The 19,830-nt window shown below is 40.4% G+C and carries 18 protein-coding genes; 10 read left to right on the top strand and 8 right to left on the bottom strand.

Translation table 11 applies throughout. The features are described 5' to 3' along the window. Positions 1 to 3: 3 nt before the first annotated feature. The 4 genes from EWV66_RS11920 to prfC form a co-directional block, all read right to left on the bottom strand. Positions 4 to 1,128 (bottom strand): vWA domain-containing protein, encoded by a 1,125-nt coding sequence (locus EWV66_RS11920; RefSeq protein ID WP_002756598.1) that lies wholly within the window; start codon positions 1,126 to 1,128, stop codon positions 4 to 6. A gap of 374 nt (positions 1,129 to 1,502) precedes the next feature. Continuing rightward, the gene (locus EWV66_RS11915; RefSeq protein WP_287107658.1) at positions 1,503 to 2,486 is read right to left on the bottom strand and encodes a GntR family transcriptional regulator; all 984 of its coding nucleotides are present in this window, start codon (positions 2,484 to 2,486) and stop codon (positions 1,503 to 1,505) included. Between the two features lie 394 nt (positions 2,487 to 2,880). Then, positions 2,881 to 3,591 (bottom strand): lysophospholipid acyltransferase family protein, encoded by a 711-nt coding sequence (locus tag EWV66_RS11910; protein ID WP_287107659.1) that lies wholly within the window; start codon positions 3,589 to 3,591, stop codon positions 2,881 to 2,883. A gap of 111 nt (positions 3,592 to 3,702) precedes the next feature. Then, positions 3,703 to 5,337 (bottom strand): peptide chain release factor 3, encoded by a 1,635-nt coding sequence (gene prfC, locus EWV66_RS11905; protein WP_052275524.1) that lies wholly within the window; start codon positions 5,335 to 5,337, stop codon positions 3,703 to 3,705. Between the two features lie 138 nt (positions 5,338 to 5,475). On the opposite strand from prfC, the gene EWV66_RS11900 reads away from it, so the two are divergent. The 4 genes from EWV66_RS11900 to EWV66_RS11885 all read left to right on the top strand — a co-directional run bounded on the left by EWV66_RS11900 (position 5,476) and on the right by EWV66_RS11885 (position 7,149). Then, complete coding sequence (locus tag EWV66_RS11900; protein WP_002777417.1) at positions 5,476 to 5,715, top strand: type II toxin-antitoxin system HicB family antitoxin; 240 nt, start codon at positions 5,476 to 5,478, stop codon at positions 5,713 to 5,715. Next, the gene (locus EWV66_RS11895) at positions 5,712 to 5,942 is read left to right on the top strand and encodes a type II toxin-antitoxin system HicA family toxin (protein ID WP_002744591.1); all 231 of its coding nucleotides are present in this window, start codon (positions 5,712 to 5,714) and stop codon (positions 5,940 to 5,942) included. The genes EWV66_RS11900 and EWV66_RS11895 overlap by 4 nt, the downstream gene beginning before the upstream one ends. A 144-nt stretch (positions 5,943 to 6,086) precedes the next feature. Continuing rightward, complete coding sequence (locus EWV66_RS11890) at positions 6,087 to 6,314, top strand: helix-turn-helix domain-containing protein (protein WP_002796518.1); 228 nt, start codon at positions 6,087 to 6,089, stop codon at positions 6,312 to 6,314. A gap of 22 nt (positions 6,315 to 6,336) precedes the next feature. Next, positions 6,337 to 7,149, top strand: a complete 813-nt coding sequence (locus EWV66_RS11885) for a TdeIII family type II restriction endonuclease (RefSeq protein ID WP_045357158.1) — start codon at positions 6,337 to 6,339, stop codon at positions 7,147 to 7,149. Here EWV66_RS11885 and EWV66_RS11880 read toward each other — a convergent pair. Then, positions 7,146 to 8,513, bottom strand: coding sequence for a DNA cytosine methyltransferase (locus EWV66_RS11880; protein ID WP_052275523.1), 1,368 nt, complete (start codon positions 8,511 to 8,513; stop codon positions 7,146 to 7,148). The two genes, EWV66_RS11885 and EWV66_RS11880, sit on opposite strands and share 4 nt — an antisense overlap. Before the next feature lie 663 nt (positions 8,514 to 9,176). Here EWV66_RS11880 and sppA point away from each other — a divergent pair. Together sppA and EWV66_RS11870 are read left to right on the top strand one after the other, a co-directional pair. Further along, a complete protein-coding gene (sppA, locus tag EWV66_RS11875) occupies positions 9,177 to 10,988 on the top strand; it encodes a signal peptide peptidase SppA (protein ID WP_287107660.1) in 1,812 nt (603 codons plus the stop codon). Between the two features lie 53 nt (positions 10,989 to 11,041). Further along, entirely contained in the window at positions 11,042 to 13,201 is a 2,160-nt protein-coding gene (locus EWV66_RS11870; protein WP_052275521.1) for a ComEC/Rec2 family competence protein, read from the top strand. On the opposite strand, the gene EWV66_RS11865 is transcribed toward EWV66_RS11870, so the two are convergent. Beyond that, a complete protein-coding gene (locus tag EWV66_RS11865; protein ID WP_052275520.1) occupies positions 13,191 to 13,721 on the bottom strand; it encodes a universal stress protein in 531 nt (176 codons plus the stop codon). The two genes, EWV66_RS11870 and EWV66_RS11865, sit on opposite strands and share 11 nt — an antisense overlap. 536 nt (positions 13,722 to 14,257) lie before the next feature. On the opposite strand from EWV66_RS11865, the gene EWV66_RS11860 reads away from it, so the two are divergent. The 3 genes from EWV66_RS11860 to EWV66_RS11850 all read left to right on the top strand — a co-directional run bounded on the left by EWV66_RS11860 (position 14,258) and on the right by EWV66_RS11850 (position 16,378). Next, the gene (locus tag EWV66_RS11860) at positions 14,258 to 14,959 is read left to right on the top strand and encodes an acyl carrier protein (protein ID WP_287107663.1); all 702 of its coding nucleotides are present in this window, start codon (positions 14,258 to 14,260) and stop codon (positions 14,957 to 14,959) included. Between the two features lie 85 nt (positions 14,960 to 15,044). Further along, positions 15,045 to 15,431, top strand: a complete 387-nt coding sequence (locus tag EWV66_RS11855; RefSeq protein ID WP_287107664.1) for a hypothetical protein — start codon at positions 15,045 to 15,047, stop codon at positions 15,429 to 15,431. Positions 15,432 to 15,433: 2 nt separating this feature from the next. Continuing rightward, complete coding sequence (locus tag EWV66_RS11850) at positions 15,434 to 16,378, top strand: NAD(P)-dependent alcohol dehydrogenase (RefSeq protein ID WP_052275517.1); 945 nt, start codon at positions 15,434 to 15,436, stop codon at positions 16,376 to 16,378. A gap of 10 nt (positions 16,379 to 16,388) precedes the next feature. Here EWV66_RS11850 and EWV66_RS11845 read toward each other — a convergent pair whose 3' ends face one another. After that, positions 16,389 to 17,624 (bottom strand): bifunctional sterol desaturase/short chain dehydrogenase, encoded by a 1,236-nt coding sequence (locus EWV66_RS11845; protein ID WP_052275516.1) that lies wholly within the window; start codon positions 17,622 to 17,624, stop codon positions 16,389 to 16,391. 211 nt (positions 17,625 to 17,835) lie between these two features. On the opposite strand from EWV66_RS11845, the gene EWV66_RS11840 reads away from it, so the two are divergent. Continuing rightward, positions 17,836 to 19,263 (top strand): glycosyltransferase family 2 protein, encoded by a 1,428-nt coding sequence (locus EWV66_RS11840; protein WP_052275515.1) that lies wholly within the window; start codon positions 17,836 to 17,838, stop codon positions 19,261 to 19,263. Positions 19,264 to 19,501: 238 nt separating this feature from the next. Here EWV66_RS11840 and EWV66_RS11835 read toward each other — a convergent pair whose 3' ends face one another. Then, entirely contained in the window at positions 19,502 to 19,696 is a 195-nt protein-coding gene (locus tag EWV66_RS11835) for a hypothetical protein (RefSeq protein ID WP_052275514.1), read from the bottom strand. Positions 19,697 to 19,830 lie beyond the last annotated feature (134 nt).

Below are 19,830 nucleotides of genomic sequence, written 5' to 3'. Positions count from 1 at the left end.
GAGTTATTTTTTGCTAATCTGAATTTGTAGGTCGAAATCTTGATGGTTATGGTGATAGGTTAAAGTCAGGTAATTTTTATCTATCTTCACCTCCTGAGTTAGTTGATTACCTCGATAAAAAATCTCTGCTTGTTTAGTGGGTTTTAGATATAACTGATTGCCGCGTCTTTCTAAATAGCAGCGAATTTCTTCCCCATGACAAGGAATGGTATTCTTATGATATTCATCACCACCGATGTTAATTCTTTCGGATGTTTTTAAAATATATTTTTGGGTTTCATTGTCATCATCATTAGATGAGACTTTAATAGTCCAAGCAGTATTTAACCGCAACCAGTGACGAATTCCCAAAATACTCGCTACTATTCCCCCAATTCCCATTAATGTAATTACCAATGCTGGCAACCATAACTGACTCAAGAGATAAGGATTAATCAAACAGGTTTCTTGTCCTCCCGGTGCGGGAGTGCAAAACTCTTGTGCTGTGGGAGCAATATCGACAACTGATAGTTTATATTTATTGCCGTTAGTGGCAGTAATTTCTTGAGTTCTTAGATTAATTGGTAGGGAATTAAGCCAGTTTTGTCTTTCCAAACTTTCGGGAGAATTAGCAAGACGAAAAGGGCTATTTTTTGGGGTTTCTATCCACTGTTGTGAAGTAATCCCCGCGGCAGTAGAAAGGGGTGCATCGGTAATCCAAACTACCGACTGGGGTTTGATAGCTTGATTGGCAGTTAAACGACACTGATTTAAGCGTGCCAGTCGGGGATAAACGTGCCATTCTGCGCGCTGAATATCGGTATTTTTAGCACTTTGGCTAGATTGCCAAGGAATTGACTTTAAAACCGCGTCTATATCTTCCCTTCCGCGAATTAAAATCGGTTCTGTAATCGGTTGAACATTATCAGCAAAGGGGACTAAATAAACGGAATCGTTATTTTTTAAACTATCGCGAATAATTTGACCGAGGCGCGTGCGTCCTTCATCATTAAAGTTAACACTGCCGGTAAGATCGATCGCTAGGATAACATCTCGTCCCTGCCAACGAGCCACCAAATCTAATCCGAGTTTTTGCCAATCGGTAAGCGGTTCCCCGGGGGATACCGTTAAACAGTCAGCACTTTTCATCTAACCTCGTCCGAGAGTGAAAAATTGAGCTTATCCCTATCCTTGCCCCATTGTACTAAAAAAATAATACTTCTTAAAAGTTTTTTTCGCTTTTATTCTCGATTTGCCCTAGGTCATTGTCAATAGTAACCATAGATTAAACTAAATTTTAAAGTTCAGCTGCCCGCGCATTTAAGTGGGTGAGTGGAATTAAATATAAGATGAACGTAGGTTGGGTTGAAGCATGAAACCCAACGCCAGCATGGGTTACGCTACCGCTAACCCATCCTACAAATAATTGTGCCTCCCTACTTAAATTGCTTGTTGAGATAAGGCAAGAGGTAACAGTAAAGGGATTGGGAGAGATTCAGAGGTTAAAATGTGTCTTTTATCCTCTAACCACCTAATCCTAATTCTCGTCTGAGCAATTGAATTGATTTATCCCCAATATAATTATCACTACAGATAATTTCTGGCAGACGAATTAAATCCGATCGCACTTCATTAATCAGATTTTTAATTAAAGTATAACTCGCCTGATCACTGATAATTGTCTGGGAAGTTCGAGCTAAAACTTTTAACTTATCCGTTTCATGAATTTGGGCAGACATAACTAATAAATCATCGCCCCGTAAACTATGAATTAAAATTTCGGCCACCTTAATAATACCGGTGCTAATACTGACAATCCCCAAACGGCTATCGGTGGGTAATTTTTTGATTAATGCCAATTCCTTGCTGTAATCGTAGATATCGATGGGAATGACTCGTAGGTGAAAAGGAGCGGCAATTTCCTCCGCCACACTGATAAAATAGCGACTGGTGACAACAGTGGCAGATTTAGTATTGGCTAAAACTTGGGCTAAATCCTCCATTGCCACTAATTGGACGGGAATTTTGAGGGATTGCTCTAATTCTCTCAACATTAGTTCCCCTGCACCCAAATCGTGACGGGGAATGGTGACAAGAACTTGAGAACTACACTGCGATCGCCAATCGATTTCCGCCAGTAATAACTCGCGAATTTGCTCTAAAGTTAAACCTTGAGCGAGAAAACCAGCCAAACTCTGGCGAATTAGTCGGCCTATTTCTGGATTTTGTTCCAATAGGGGCGAACCCGATAAATTATCGTTTTCATGCCCGCGAGCCTTGACATAAATCCCCGAACCTGCTATAGATTCCACTAACCCATCGTCTTCCAGTTGTTGATAAATTTTACTTATCGTATTACGGTGTAATCCCGTGATCATAGCTAGTTGACGGGTACTAGGTAAACGATGGCCCGGGGGATACTGACGAGAGGCGATAGCGAAGCGAATTTGGTCAAATAATTGCTTAGAGGCGGGTATTTCACTGTCTGGCTGGATTTGGAACTGCATCGGATCACTTCGCTCACAAACTACTTTCGCTGATGCCTATTCTATCATTAGACCTCCGGCAACAATCGGATATCTTCCCCGATCTGAGGGGTCTTCGAGGCAGTATTCAGGAGCCAGAAGCAGCAAACACCAAAATATTATTTATTTAAACTAGAAAAGCTACTTTTTTACTTAAAAATAGTTAAAACAATCATTTTAATCCGTCCCCGAAATCCCACTCATGCGGTAGATAGTCATACCAAATCCGTTTTTAATAGTGTGATTAACTCTCAAGTTATGAATTGTTTCTCCCCACACCCCACTTCCCTATCACCCCATTTCCCCCCGCAACGCGCACGCAGTGACCCCCCGACTATACTATACTTTTTGAACAGGATTTAGTATCAACAGCTGATTAAGGGGATTGATCCTCGTGGAGAAGTTTTAAGCGATCGCTCAAGGTTTTGGTTAAGCGGACAGTTTCCCGTTTTAGCGAATTTTGTTGATAATCAAGCACATTAATCCCTTGACCGATGTTTACTGTCGCTTCGCTTCCCCATCCAGGGTAAGGCTGATTATAACTAATGCTTACCGGCAAAATCTTGATATCTGCATCGGGTTTCATGGTCTTAACTTCCAACGCGATCCGCGCTACCCCCGGTTTAAGAGGATGAACCACTCGATCGCGACAGATACCCCCTTCCGGAAAAATCGCCACCATTTCCCCCGCGGCCAAAAGTTCGACGCTATGGACCAGACTACCCATACTGGGGTGATCGGTGTTGACGGGAAAACCCCCCAAACGTCGGATAAACCAACCTTGCACCCCTTTGATCTCATTAGCGGAAACCATAAAGCGCAAATCGCGTCCACTAACTAAGCGTCCCACCGCGTAGGGTAAAATCAGCGCATCCCAACGGGAACGATGGGTAGGTGCAAGGATGACACCCCCCGTTAGGGGAATATTTTCCTGGCCCGTAACCGTTATTTTGCTGAAAAAAGCTGGTAAAACCAGATAATTTCCCAGAAAATAACAAAAGCGAATTAAACAGGGATTAATTCGGGAATTGACAGCAGGAATTTTTCTAATGGTGAGGGACTCGTCAACGATAGTGCTTTGAGACATCCGATTGTTAGGAAAGATCGAGACTTTCTGACCACTTCCACTTTAGTGCAGTTGTCTGGGGGTCGCTATCTTGTCCTGACCAGTTCGGCAATTGTCTTGAGGGATTAATGGTTAGGATTGGGGTTGTACTCCCGCTCCTACCGGTGCGATCGAGTTTAATTGCAAAGAGGGATGATCTTCTTTGACTTGCTGTAAATTCCACTCATTTTTGAATAATAAGACGGGACGACCCCAATAATCTTTGACGGTTAAAGTATTAAAGAGTTTACCTGCTTTTTCCAAAGCGGCCCAACCCCCGGCGACCCAACGGGCTAAACTATAGGCTAGGGGTTCGAGGGTAGTTTCGACTCCGTACTCGCTTAAAAGACGGAATTGCACCACTTCAAACTGTAATTGACCGACGGCGGCTAAAATCGGGTCGCGTTTAAATTCATCGATCGAGGATAATATCTGTACGGCCCCTTCTTCCTGCAATTCCGAGACTCCTTTTTGAAACTGTTTGAACTTGGAAGGGTTAGGATTTCTGAGATAGGCGAATAATTCCGGAGAAAAACAGGGAATCCCTTCGTATTCGAGCTTTTTACCCATATAAATCGTATCACCGATCGCAAAGACCCCGGGGTTATTCAATCCGATCACATCTCCGGGATAAGCTTCTTCAATAACTGCCCGATCTTGGGCAAAAAGTTTCTGAGGACGGGATAAACGGATAGTTTTACCAGTTCTAGCGTGGTTTACTACCATATCCTTCTCAAATTTCCCCGTACATACCCGCACAAAGGCTACCCTGTCCCGATGTTTGGGGTCCATGTTTGCTTGCAGTTTGAAGACAAAACCGGTGAAATCGGGATAGGTGGGATCAAGGACTCCTAGGGAGGAATTGCGTCCTCTGGGTAGTAATCCATAGTCGAGGAAGGATTCTAGGAATAATTTCACCCCAAAATTGGTCATCGCGCTACCAAAAAAGATCGGGGTCATTTCTCCTGCGTGGACTGCTGGCAAATCCAATTCCGCACCCAATTCCGAGAGCAGTTCTATATCCTCTTTTAACTGGTAATACAGGTCTTTTTCGAGATAATCCTCAATTTTGGGGTCGCCAAGCTCGATCACGGTTTCCTGCGCCTCCTGAGAGCCGTGGGAGCGACGTTCAAACAGGTGTATGGTCTGGGTGGCTCGATCGAAGACTCCCCGAAAGCGATCGCCAATTCCGATCGGCCAATTGACGGGATAGGTCTGTAATCCTAATTCTCGCTCGATTTCGTCCAATAAGTCCAGGGGTTCGCGGCCGGGGCGATCCATTTTGTTAACAAAGGTGAAGATGGGTAACTGACGCAGTTTGCACACTTCAAAGAGTTTTCTGGTTTGCGGTTCCAAACCTTTGGCTGCGTCGATTAACATCACCGCATTATCGGCAGCGGCTAGGGTACGATAGGTATCTTCGCTAAAATCTTGGTGGCCGGGAGTATCGAGGAGATTAATCTGAAAATCACGATAATCGAACTGTAAAACCGTGGAAGTAATCGAAATTCCCCGTTGTTTTTCCATTTCCATCCAGTCGGAGGTGGCTTTGCGTTGGTCGCGTCTTGCTTTGACTGCACCCGCTTGATGGATTGCACCCCCGTATAGTAACAGTTTTTCGGTCAGGGTGGTCTTTCCCGCGTCAGGGTGGGAGATAATGGCAAAATTTCGCCGTTTTTCCAAGACAGCTTCGCCGGTTTCTAGTTCTTTTTCAATTTCGGTCGTCATTCTAATTTCGATCGCTTTCCTATCTTTCTATTCTAGTTTAAGTGGGGAGTTAATCCGCTCAAAAAATCGATCGCTCCGGGAAAAGTCATTAAAAAAAGTCTATGCTAGGATAATTTACAATCCACAACTGATAGTGTTATGAGTGATAATACCAAACAAATTTATAACTACACCGTTATTCTAGAAAAAGAGTCAGACGGTGGTTATCACGCTTTTTGTCCTGCGCTTCAAGGTTGTCATTCTCAAGGAGACACTTTTGAAGAAACGATTGTCAATATTACAGAAGCTATGGAATTGTACCTCGAAAGTTTGATAGCTGATCATCAACCCATTCCCAAAGAAGATTTGATTTTTAAGCCTTTAAATATTTTAATATGAGTCAGTATCCCGCAGTTAAAGTCAAGGAGTTTATTAAAGTTATTGAAAAATTGGGCTTTTATTTGGATCGTCAAAAAGGTAGCCATGCTATTTACAAAAATAGTGGTGGATGTAGGGTTGTGATCCCTATTCATTCAGGAAAAGATATTAAGCAAGGTACTCTCATGGGTATGATTCAAGATATTGGTCTTGATAAAGAAACATTTTTCGAGTTGTTACGAAAATAAGAGTTAAAAGATAGTTGAAGCGATAGCAGCAATTGTACTTTCAGAGGAACGAACCAATGTTTTAGACAAAATGTAAATTATAATCTGCAAAATGTGAATTATAATCTGTAGAAATGTCTCATACACTTTCTTGATAATTGATCTGTGGCACAAAAAGAATCCTTAGATATCAAACATCGTTTTGGTAAAGCTATCAGAAGACGCAGAAGAGAACTTGACTTATCTCAAGAAATCTTAGCTGAAAAAGCGGAACTGCACCGAACTTATATTTCCAGTATTGAACTTGGTAAGTGTAATGTATCTTTAGAAAATATCGAAAAGTTAGCCAAAGCACTTGATATATCTATTGCTGATCTTTTTGCTTATCTATAAATTTGATTAATTGCAATTCAGTATGGATAATAACCAGTTAGTGATAGAAATTCAAAAGCTAATTAAAAACTCAATAGAAAACTATTTTAAAAAACCCAAACCTAGGAATCATCATATTTTAGATTATTTATTTCCAGAGGAGAGACAGATTAGTTCTGTGATGACTGGACTAACGACAAGCATGGGAACTACTTTCTGGGAAAAATTAGCAAACTTTTTAGCCAAAGATAATGGATTTCGTATTTTATATAAGCAGGATAAAAAACTTTTACAACCTAGTCCATTTCCTCAAGACTTAAGAAGTGAACTCGATAATTTAAAAAGTCTCAGAAAATCGAAAGAACAAAAAATATCCATGACAGAGTGCATTGAAAGACTTAGAGTAGTAGCTAAGAAAATAAATAGGAATAACCTCAATTATATCGATCCTCCTTCTGGTCATGGAGTAGATATTTATTTAATCAAAGACAACATTGAGTATGTGTTTGATTTAAAAGCTACACATCCCAATAGGGGAGATGGCTCTAGATTTAGCGACCAGTTGTTAGATTGGTATTGTTATCGGCTGTCCCGTGAACCTTTAGCAAGTATTCACACAAGAATTGTTATTCCTTTTAATCCTTTCTTACCTCAAACATGGTGGCAATCACAGGGAAATAAAATGTATCCTCTAGAGGAACATCATGATATATGGGTTGAAAATGAATTTTGGGATTTTTGTTCTGGTAAAATCAATACTTGGTCATTAATTAAAGAAGCTTTTATTGATCTTCAAAAAGATCAAGCATTTATCAACAAGTATAGACAAAAGTTTCGTAATTATCTAGATAATTAATTTGGTAAAATTATTTCTAGTAAATTTCTTGCTACTGCCTCCACCACTGGTACAGGAACAGCGTTTCCGAATTGTTTTTTAGCGATAGCCGGCTGTGGATGATAGATAAAATTATCGGGGAATCCTTGTAATTTACGCGCATCTTGGGGAGTAATTTCTCGAAACTTTTTGGGTTTATAGATTTTCTTTAAAAACAATTGTTTGTATTCTTGGGGATGAGTAGCGGTAATTGAAATAGTAGCAATATAATCTTTAGCACCCGTAGCGGTTAGGGTAGGAATAATATCGGCCGTCGGTAAAATAATCCGATAAATGCCGTTAATTCCCGTCATATTTTTCGAGTTAATAAATTCATACTTCCCCTCCTGCGTTTGCCAACAAATCCCCAGAGAAACTAACTGATTTAGTTCCTCGATTTTTAGATCGGGTATAATTTCCAAAAAAGCAGAAAAAGCCACGGGATGACCATCTTTTTCGCCATACTTTTTACTGCGTCTTAATTTCAGCAAAGCTAAACAGATACTTTTTTGTCGTTCCGTAGTTTTGATAATATCCCAAGAATGAATAGTTGTGTGACCATTTCTTAAATCAGAAAAAATAAAAAAGTCATTTAATTCATCTTCTTTTTGAAAACGAGTTCTCGATGGAGGAACAAAACCATTAAATAAAGTATCTGCGGATAACTTGACTTTCTCGACGGGTTGAATATTCTTGATGTCTTCTAAAATATCTAAAACCTTCGGATGGATACCCAAAGGTAAAGGAAATTTAAACCGATCATAGTTGTCTATATCTTTTCTAATTCCTACGATAAAAACTCTCTCGCGATTCTGGGGTAAACCAAAATCGTAGGCATTTAATAACTGCCAGTAAACTTGATAACCACAGCTGGTTAATTCATCGATAATTAACTCTAAATTCTCCTGATTGCGAGGACTAGCTAACCCACTGACATTCTCGAAAATAAAGCTTTTCGGTTGACTTTTCTGGACTAATTTAATCGCATCAAACCAGAGTTTTCCCCGGGGGTCCTCAAATCCCCGTAAACATCCCGCCACCGACCAAGGTTGACAGGGAACGCCGCCGACAATAAGATCGAGATTATCGGGTAAATTGCTAATTTTACTCACATCTCCGAAAGCAATTTCATCGCTGTTGAGATAGCTAATAAAATTTTGTTGATAAACTTGGATGGCCTGTTTATCAATTTCTGAATAGCCTAAACAACGTCCTCCCAATTTCTCCAAAGCGATTCTAAACCCACCGATTCCCGCGAATAAATCGATAAAACGATACTGGGGATGGGTGATAACTAGATGTAGGGGTAATTGGGTTTGTGTGCTGACTTTAACTGTGGTTTTCAAGGGTCAATAATTCCTTTTCACCGTCTGGGAAGATGCCTATCTGTATTAATTATTTTAGTATAACTTAAGAGTTTTTTTTCGGTATTTTCAGCCGATAGAGGCACGACAATAATAGACCTCTAACCCACATTCCGCACTTCCAATTGTAGTAAGCTGTACTGAATTTAAACTGCGGATTGAAAATTTTAGTACAAATGCTCAAACTTCCTCTCCCTGCTCCCTTCTCCCTTGCAGCCTTAACGAGCAATTTAGATAGTCAACAGCTTATGACTGGTAGCATATAAAATGAAAATAACTTAAGTATTTATACTTATGCTCTTCGGGCAGAAAAAGTGAGAAACTAAAAAAGTTCTCAAAAAATATTCAAGTCAAGAAAAATGTCAAAGATAGAAGTAAAAAATCTAGACCACTTTTGTTCTAGAGCGAAAACAATTGACAAAAATAGCCGAATGTCTTTCTCTATAAGGGTTTCATCCCTCGAACCAATTTTTGCTTCCAAGCCAGCTAAACAAGATTTCTTTGACCGAATTTGGTTCTCTCGCATCCGTGTCTTAACCTGTCGGTGATTCAGCAAGATGTGTCAGGCAGTCAGATAAAAAACTTGTTTCTGGGCGGGGAATCCCTACAATAGGAAACAGGATAATTAGTAGTAGATGAAAACCGATGGGTCAGTTTTTTAAACAAACTTTCGCTAGTTGCTTGGGAACTTTATTGGGATTATTGGTATTTTCGTCCCTAGGTGTGGGGGGATTAGCATTTTTACTGCTTTCTTTCCTGATTTCTAGCGATAGCTCCTCAGTCAAGGAAAAATCAGTCTTAGTCTTTAACTTAGCCACCAATATCAGCGATGCTCCCCCTAGTTCAAGTTTAGCCGATAGTTTGACCAGTGAGAGTCGGATCACTTTAAATTTGCGACAGGTGATAGCGGCGATCGAAAAGGCCGCCCTTGATGATAGTATTGTCGGTCTGTTACTCTACGGTCGCGGCACTGTCGGTGAATATGGCTATGCTACCCTGACGGAAGTGCGGCAAGCTTTGGCAAAATTTCGCCAATCGGGTAAAAAAATTATCGCCTACGATGTGGAATGGACGGAAAAGGAATATTATCTCGCTTCCGTTGCTGAAAAGGTGATTATTAATCCCGTGGGGAGAATGGAAATTAATGGTTTAAGTAGTCAACAAACCTTTTTTGCCGATGCACTAGAAAAATATGGTGTGGGGGTACAAGTGGTAAAAGTGGGTTCTTTTAAAGGTGCGGTGGAACCCTATACGCGTCAGGATTTAAGTGTCCAGAATCGTCAGCAGCTGCAAACCCTACTCGATACAATTTGGTCTAATTATAGTTCCACAGTGGCCAAAAGTCGCAATTTAACACCCCAACAGGTGCAAACTATTTCTGATACTCAAGGTATTCTGGAAGCAACCACAGCGAAAAAGGCGGGTTTTGTTGATGAAGTGGCCCATTTAGATCGAGTAATTGCTTTAGCAAAGGATTTGACAGGAGAAGCAAAAAATAAAACTAATCAGGAGGAAAACTCTGGCTCCTTTTCGCAAATTTCTTTAGCTAATTATGCTAGTTCTCTCGATGAGGAGGAAGATAGTAGCGATCAAATAGCGATAGTTTATGCAGAAGGGACAATCGTAGAAGGTCAGGGAGATAGAGGCGAAATCGGTGGGGATAAATTGGCGAAGGAATTGCGAAAATTACAAGGGAAGGAGGAGGTAAAAGCGGTAGTTTTGAGAATTAATAGTCCGGGGGGAAGTGCCACCGCTTCCGAGGTGATTCTGCGAGAAATTAAGCGTTTAGATGCGAAAAAACCGGTAATTATTTCTATGGGTGATGTGGCAGCTTCTGGGGGTTATTGGATTGCGATGGGTGGTCAAAGAATTTTTGCCGATAATGATACAATTACTGGTTCGATCGGTGTGTTTGGATTGTTGTTAAATATCCAGAAGATTGCTAATAATAATGGCATCGATTGGGATACGGTTAAAACTGGAAAATTGTCCGATATATCTACTATTACCAGACCGAAAAATCCCCAAGAATTAGAAATTTATCAAGCGGCAGTTAATCAGTTCTATGATTTATTTATCGAGACGGTAGCCAAGGGGCGAAAATTATCCCCAGACAAGGTTAGAACTGTGGCCCAAGGTCGCGTCTGGACGGGAAAAGATGCGGTTAAAATTGGTTTAGTTGATCAAATCGGTGGTCTAGAAGCGGCAGTACAATACGCAGCCAAAACAGCTAAATTAGGAGATGATTGGAGTCTTAAAGAATATCCTCGATCGCAAAGTTGGCAAGAAGAACTTGTCTCTAATTTCTTGCAAACCTATCTTCCTCCTCTAACTAAAAATAATCACCCTTTGACGCAGGAATGGCAAAATTTTCAGCAGGAATTATTGAAGTTACCTACATTTAATGATCCCCATAGTGTTTATGCTAAGTTACTTTTTAATCTCGATTTTCGCTGATATTAGGTAAAAATAATGCCCGCTAATTCTGAAATTATTTGACAAAAATTTCTATGAATCGCCCTAATAGCGTTATTCTTGGTTTAGCCTATATTTTGGGATTATTATCTACAGGTCTGCTAGATTTTAGTCCCCAGTTAAACCGATGGCAAGAAGTGGTAATTAGAATTGTTATTATCAGTCTAATTACCCTGTTAACCACAACTTTTATCCGTCGTTTTTGGTGGCAAAGTCCCCCGCAAAAAATTTGGCTGATAGCGGGATTAATAGCTATCTTTGCCGTTGTTTATCTAGAAATTCGCACTCCTTACCCCAGCGCAAACGATATCAGTCATCTTTTAAAAAATAATGTGGTTAACTCTATTAAAATCACGGGCAGTATTATATCAGAAATTCGTCTCAATCGCCGAGAAAATTTACAATTTTGGTTAGAAGTAAAGGAATTTAGCCTCAATAATTTACCAAAGGAAAAATCCACAGGTAAACTCTACGTTACTCTACCAAATCTAGCAGAAAATCAGGTTTATCCCGGACAAGAAATAACAGTTAAAGGATTACTCTATCGTCCCCGTCGTGCCAATAATCCCAATGCTTTTGACTTTGCTAATTATCTAGCGCGTCAGGGTGCTTTTGCTGGTTTAAAAGGGGAAATAATTATCAATAAAAAATCACCGACTTGGGGAGTTTGGCAGATTCGTCAGCGCATTGTTGAGGCACAAATTCAAGGAATAGGCCAGGAAAAAGGGACTTTATTAAGTTCGATTACCCTCGGACGACAAGCGGTTAATTTGCCAGCAAAAATCACTGATTTATTTATTAAAACTGGATTGGCTCACATTTTAGCAGCTTCTGGCTTTCATGTGTCTATTTTGTTGGGATTTGTTTTAACTGTTACTCGCAATTTATCCCCTAAAAAACAGTTCACTATTGCCGTTACTATCTTAATAATTTACGGCACTTTAACAGGGTTACAACCTTCAGTTCTGCGGGCGATTTTGATGGGAATTGGCGCATTAATTGGTCTGCTTTATAATCGACAAGTTAATAGTTTAGGTTCCCTGTTACTAGCGGCTACAATTCTATTATTATGGCAACCTCTCTGGATTTGGGATTTAGGATTTCAGTTAAGTTTTTTAGCGACTTTGGGATTAATTATTACCGTTCCCTTACTGAAAAATAAAATTGACTATTTCCCTAATTTAATCGCTGAACCTATAGCTATTAGTCTAGCTGCCACTCTCTGGACTATGCCTTTATTAATGTTTACGTTTAACTCGATCGCTCTTTATAATATCCCCATTAATATTATCACAACTCCCCTAGTTACCCTGATTAGTTTAGGAGGAGTTTTTACTGCCTTTTTAGGCTTAATTTATCCCCCTTTGGGCAGTATCGGTGCTAGTATTCTCTATTACCCTCTAGAGTTATTACTGCAAATTACCAACTTTTTTAGTCTGCTTCCTTTTAGTACCTACTCCACAGGTAAATTATCCTTAGGAGTGATGTTAATTATTTATATTTGCCTTACCTTAATCTGCTTTAATATCTGGTTTCGTCAACGGTGGCATTTAATCGGTTTATTTATCCTCACTTTAATTTTAATACCGATTATTTATCAGCATTTAACTTTAACTCAGGTGACAGTTTTAGCCACCAAATCGCAACCGGTAATAATTATTCAAAATCGAGGAAATACTCTCTTAATTAATGGGGAGGAACCCGCAACAGCACGTTATACAGTTTTGCCTTTTTTGCGACAGGAGGGAATTAATCAAATACAAGGAGCAATAACCGTCAATAATTCGGCGCAATTCTCAACTATCAGTGAGGACATACCAATCAAAAAAACTATTACTTTATCCCAGTTAGAAAAATTTAATCTCGGCGAAATTACTGGACAATTGCTCGAGAAAAATTTATTTAAATTTCAGGTAAAAAATCAATCTTGGCTCTGGATTATCAACCCGAAAAATCCCGTTAATTTATCCCAAGAATTCAGCCCCCTAGTGTTATTATGGCAGGGAAGCAATCTAGATAAACAATGGTTAGAGTCCATTCGACCTCAAACAGCGATCGCCGTCACCAACAATCTCTCCCGTAATGCCAGAAATCAACTGAGAAAGGCCCGGATTAAGACTTACTGGACGGGGAGAGATGGTGCGATTCAATGGACAGCAAAAAATGGATTTCAACCCTTTCTAATTAATGAGTGATATGTACCACCAAAACCGAACAGGGAGCATGATGTACCACATAATTACTGACACTACCTAAGATTAACTCAGATAAACCCGATCGACCGTGACGACCAACAATAATTAAATCTACCCCCTCTTGCTGGGCAACTTGACAAATTTTCTGCCCCGGATCACCGATATAATAATCAGCCCGGGCTGTGATATTATCTTCCTTAGCTCGATCGACTAAACCGTTTAACCAAGCTTGTAATTCCGCCTGCATTTCTTCGGTGATTTGTTGTTGCAAGGCGATCATATCGGGGGGATAACCACCACCATAACCGATCAGATTACCATAAATAAAAGTTTCCGTGTAGGGAGTCAAAGGTTTAGACAGACTATAAACAATTCGCAACTCACTAGCGTAGGTTTTCGCTAAGAGAATAGCCGTATTCAATACCTCTGGAGTGACATCTTGATAATCCACAGCCACGAGAATTTTATTATAGAGTTTGTTGGTATCCCGATCGACTGAGAGTGTTTCCGTATTATTCATCGAATTAACCTCCTCGATAGCAGATAAAGTCAGGGTTGAAGTTAATCTTTTTTCCCACCGGCTGCCAGCAATACCCTGGGGAAATAGCCAAAAATTGCTGAAAGCTGATGACTGATAGTTGACGCTCCCCTACCTCTAGTGTGACATTTTTCGGATGATGTAGCTAAATCCCCAAAAAAATTAACAATTTGGGGAGACTCCGAGACGATACCCTAGGGTTGATTCAAGGTAGGGTTGATTCAAGGTAGGGTTGATTCAAGGTAGGGTTGATTCAAGGTAGGGTTGATTCAAGGTAGGGTTGATTCAAGGTAGGGTTGATTCATGAATCAACCCTACCCAAACCCCGGAGCGCATTAGCTTTTCGGTGGGATGCTTACAGCCAGATGCTGATACATTTGTAATCATCTAAGAGTCACCGATAATTGCTGATTGTCGGTATTTCTGCAAATGTGAGATGCACCCCTAGATTTTTTATAAAAGTATTTATCTTAAGATACAATATGGTTGAGATTTTTTGCAGCAGAGGATCTAGTCGAATGAATGAAGATAGCAAAAATTATGAGATGCAAATTCTGGCAATGATGATCAATCAGTATTTGGATGATATGGTATCTCTGAGTGAAGAAAAATTAAACCAGCTAGAAGCAAACCGCGATCAGATTGTTTGGGATTTAGCCACAAGAATTTACAAGGAAAGTGGTCATAAAGTAGAATTTCATATAATACGAAACTTAATTAATTCTAGAATTGAAGTTATGAGATATCAGTTATTTTTCAGTCAATCCAGTCTATTGGAATCAAGGAGAATCAATGAAGAGAAAGCTATTAAAATAGCAGAACAAAAAGCTAATGCTGTTATTAACGATAAAAACAATGATGATACCGAGAAAATAACGTCACAAGACAATGAACGAAAACTGGCAATTTTTATCAAAGTTCAAGAGATAATTAGTGATCAATTAGATGTGGAAAAGTCTGAGATACATATTGATGATGAACTATTTTATTTAAAATCTAAGGAAACCCTCAGTAGTTATAGTTCTTCTAGCTTTTATAGTTCTTATGGTTCTTGTAGTAATGGTTTATTAGTCTCAAATTGGGGAGGAGATGAACTTGATACAGTTGAATTAATCATGACTTTAGAAGAAGAATTCGAACTTGAACTTGAAGAAAAATGCCAAGAATTTACAACAGTGAAAAAGCTAGTTGATTATCTGGCTGAAAATTTAGGCAAGTAACAATCTTAATTTTTACCAAAATATCTCAAGTTATCAGCCAAATATAGCTATAATCCAATTAGAGCGAGTTCTAAACCAACAACTTATGATTAGTCGCTACATTGTCCTATGGCTCCCGATGATCGTAATAGGAATTAGTAACGGTATTCTCAGGGAAAGCACCTACGGAAAATATCTCGATGAACTACGCGCTCATCAAATTTCTACCCTGACAGGAATCCTCTTTTTTAGTCTTTATATTGGCACTCTTGTCTATTTTTGGGGTCTAGAATCCTCCGGTCAAGCAATTACTATCGGTTTAATTTGGTTAGTATTAACAGTGGGGTTTGAGTTTCTGTTCGGTCATTTTATCGCTGGTCATTCTTGGTCAAGATTAGGGCAAGATTATAATCTTTTAGCGGGACGAGTTTGGATTTTTGTTCTCTTGGTCATTACTTTTGCTCCTTTACTATTTTACCAACTTTTTTCTTAATTATGAAAGCTATTATCATCAATCGCTATGGCGATAGTAATGTTCTCCAATACACCGAAATAGAAAAGCCAATTCCCCAAGGGAAAGAAGTCTTAATTAAGATTATGGCAGCGGGAATTAATCCGATTGATTGGAAGATTCGTCGGGGAATGCTCAAAATAGCCACAGGTAATAAATTTCCCCTGCAATTAGGTTTTGATTATAGTGGAATTATCGTTGAAAAAGGCAGTCAGGTGGAACAATTCCAGATCGGAGATGAGGTTTTTGGTTTTGTCAATAAATTACCCGGTAGAACCTATGCTGAATATGCAATTATTCCCGCTTCCCTATTAGTTAAAAAACCGCCTAATCAGAGCTTTATTGAAGCTGCTGCCACCCCTTTAGCTGCTTCTACCGCTTTGCAAGTCTTGCGAGATTTTGGCAATATTAAAGCAGGAAATCGGATTTTAGTTAATGGTGCATCGGGAGGAGTGGGTAGCTTTGCTGTGCAGATAGGGAAAATTTTCTCTGCGGAAGTAGATGGAGTTTGTAGTAGTAAAAATATCGATTATGTCACCTCTTTAGGAGCAGATAAAGTTATCGATTATACCCAAGAAGATTGGAGAAAAACTGAGCAGAAATATGATATAATCTTCGATGCTGTGGCTAAGTCTTCTTTTTGGCACTGTCGTCAGCTTTTAAAACCCCAAGGGACCTATATAACCACCCTCCCAAATCCAGGAATTATCCTCTTAAATTATCTCGGTGCTTGGTTGCCCCAAAAAGGGAAACTGATATTTTTTGCTCAAGCACAAGCGTCTGACTGGCAATTTCTCAAAGAAGCGATCGAATCGGGTAAATTAACTGTTAGAATCGATCGCACCTATACTTTTTCCCAGGTGGCAGCAGCTCATAATTATAGTGAATCGGAAAGAGTGCGCGGAAAAATAGTCTTAATCCCCGATTAAGGATAAATAGTTAGGGATTTTCCCGATTTTTTGGGGAACGAGTAAATAGTTTTAAGTAGGTAGAAACAGAGAATTCTTTAATTGGGAAGGTGATAAAAGTCAAGGGATTAATAGTAATAATAATATTGCGGCTATCCCTCTGTACCGCCTTGATAATCTGTTTAGCCACCCAATCGGCCGACATAATACCCACAGGATTTAAATTACTCTTAAAAGGGCCAAGAATTAGCTTTCTCACCACACAGGGAGCATCTAAACGACGCAGGGTAATCATATCACCGATCGCTCGTTTACTGAGTTCGTAGAGGGGACTAAAGGCAGGATTAACCTCCGCTTCCGAGGTATTCACCCAGACTTCCTTGCGGGCAATTTGCTCGTTAGTGCGGACAGTTTTGAAGAATAATTCCATTAAACGCCAGACGGAAAAAGTATTCACTTCGTAGGCTAATTCGATCGCTTCTGGGGTTCTTTGGCCGTGGACATTAACGCCATGATTTAAAATCAGTATATCTACAGACTTAAATAGGTTCTCAAGTTGCGTTTCTTCGCCGATTTGCCATTTCACGGTTTTTACGGGTACTGATTCGCCGTTAATTTCAAGAGCGATCGCATTCTCCCCAGAAGTGAGCGCGATCACCTTGGCTCCCTTCAGTTGTAGGTACTTTAACAGCGATCGCCCTAAAGTTCCATTCGCTCCGGTAATGGCGATCGTTTTACCCTTGAGAGAAAGTGCCGTCCCCATCAATTTATCCATAAAGGTGAAAGTGCCACAATAATAAGCCTTTTGGTTATCAAAATGGTGTCGCCAGTGGTAGGTACGATTAACGCGCCATTGAGCGGGAAAACTCTCAAATTCCCCCGGACGATGGGTTAAATCGGTTAATTCCTCCAGATTGGCGATACCTAAACCTCGACCGATCGCCGTACTGAGAAAAGCCAAAGTATAAAGGGAACCTAACCAACCCAACCAAGGGCGATCGAACCCCCAAGAGTAGGCCAGTAGTACCGGTAAAACACTGGCAGCCAACATCACCAAGGCCTCCGGTACATCATTGTACCAGTGCGCCCGACGATAAATTTCCTCGCTCATTACCGACAGATCGGGACGAAAAACCCGATGATGCCAGACGTGCAGACGATAAAGGGGCTGCCAATGGTGGGCCAGAGCATGATAGCAATCACGCACGATCTCCACCCAAATAATTGAGCCACAAATCAGTCCGACACAGAGGAGCAGGTTTGACATAGGGGATAAATGTTAAATTTTCTCAACGAATGTAAACAAAGCAATCTTAGCCGAAAAAGCGCATTTATCGGGTAAAAGGAACCAATAGCCTGAAAAACTGGGGTTTCTTTACCGAAAAAACTTAAGATTCCGTTAAAAATTTTAACAATTTTCGGTAAGATAAAGCAAGAAATAAGCTTCTATTTGAACAGTTACTTAACCTGAGTCGATTATGGCAGAAAATTATTGGTCGCGAGAGGATGATAACGAAGAATTAGACCCGATTGGTTCCCTCCTATCTGACTGGTCCGATCCCGAAGATGAGGAGGAGGAATTTAGGAGCGAAATTTTTCAAGGCCGATCGGGACGCAGACAGAAAGCGGCTTTTAGCCTCATGGCGATCTGGACAATAATTATCGGACTTCATTGGCTGAGTTGGGGTTATTGGGCAATTATCGCCTTAACTATGGTACTATCGGGGCAAGCTTTGCGGCTGCTGTTCACGAAACCAGAAACGCCGCCAATTCCTTTGCCAGATTGGGATTTAGCCTCTGTCCCCAGGGTGTCCCTCTTAGTAGCGGCCAAAAATGAAGAAACTGTAATCACGAAGCTGGTTAATTATCTCTGTCATCTAGACTATCCCCAAGATAAGTTAGAAGTTTGGATCGTCGATGACTATAGTACCGATAACACCGGTGCAATTCTTGATCGCCTTGCTTTAGAATATCCCCAATTAAAAATTCTCCATCGTCCTGCTAATGCCGGAGGTGGCAAATCTGGCGCCTTGAATCAGGTTTTATCCCTGACTAACGGGGAAATTATCGGCGTATTCGATGCGGATGCGGGATTATCCTCCGATTTACTGCGTCATGTGGTCCCAATGTTCGACGATCGAGAAGTGGGTGCGGTACAGGTGCGAAAAGCGATCGCCAATGCTGCCGAAAACTTCTGGACCAAAGGACAAGCGGTAGAAATGATCTTTGATAGCTGTTTCCAACAGCAACGGATCGCAGTGGGAGGGATCGGAGAATTGCGCGGAAATGGTCAATTTGTCCGTCGTAGTGCCTTAAATCGTTGCGGGGGTTGGAATGAACAAACGATCACCGACGATCTTGATTTAACTATTCGTCTCCATATTGATAATTGGAAAATTAATGTCTTAAATTTTCCCGCAGTAGCGGAAGAAGGGGTGACAACTGCGATCGCTTTATGGCATCAGCGCAATCGTTGGGCCGAGGGTGGTTTTCAGCGTTATCTCGACTATTGGAAAGCAATTTTAAAGTCTCCCATGCCTTGGCCGAAAAAGTTTGATTTAATTGCTTTTTTGCTCGTTCAATATATCTTACCTGCGGCCGCTATTCCCGATCTTTTAATCACAATTACCCAGCATCAAGCCCCGATTTTAACGCCTTTAACTGGTTTGGCTCTTTCCCTTTCTCTCTGGGGGATGGTGACAGGATTAATCCGAGTCAATACGGGTAAAAAATTCACTTTTGCTCTCGGTTTGGACATCCTGGCTCAAACCATTCGCGGCATGATTTATATGATGCACTGGTTTATTATTATTCCCAGTGTCAGCCTACGGATGGCTTTGCGTCCTAAACGTTTAAAATGGGTGAAAACCGTTCATCTGGGGGAACATCTCAGCGCCGAAGTTTAATTTTCGAGGATAGACTCCCAAAACTTTGGCTTTATCAGGCTCGAAATCCCCTGTCAGTCAAGGTAACAGCCTTTGGAAACCCCTTTGGGAAAAATTTCCAATTTCCTTAATCATGCTTGCTGCCAATAATGTGTTAATTTAGATACAGAATTGAATTCCGTGACAGCACTGGGGTGGCGAAAAGCGCTCGCTCCAGTTTTTTTTTGTGATCGGTTAGTGGAATGTCTGCGCTTGTTAATCACTTTAAGGTTAAATCTAGCGAAAATGTAATTAATTTCTTATCGAGAAAACGGGTTTCTTCAAGAAACCCGTTTTCTGTGGGGTTTTTTGCGGGAAGCATCCCCCTCTCCTCGTAGGTTAAGGGGGTAAGGTCATAATAATCCGTTGCCAAAACCGACTTTTCAGAATACAATAGGGACGAGTAGTCATTCATCGCTCAGATTAGTTAAGATGACATTACATGACTAATAATATTGACCATGACCGCTTATTTAAGGAGTTAATCTCCACCTTTTTTGTCGAATTTATTGAGTTATTTTTTCCTCAATTGATCGATTATTTAGATAG

This window comes from Microcystis sp. M_OC_Ca_00000000_C217Col, from assembly GCF_007095585.1.
In the GTDB taxonomy this organism is placed as follows: Bacteria; Cyanobacteriota; Cyanobacteriia; order Cyanobacteriales; family Microcystaceae; genus Microcystis; species Microcystis panniformis.
Note: the sequence above shows the minus strand (reverse complement) of the source record. Positions and strands in the feature narration are given on the sequence as shown.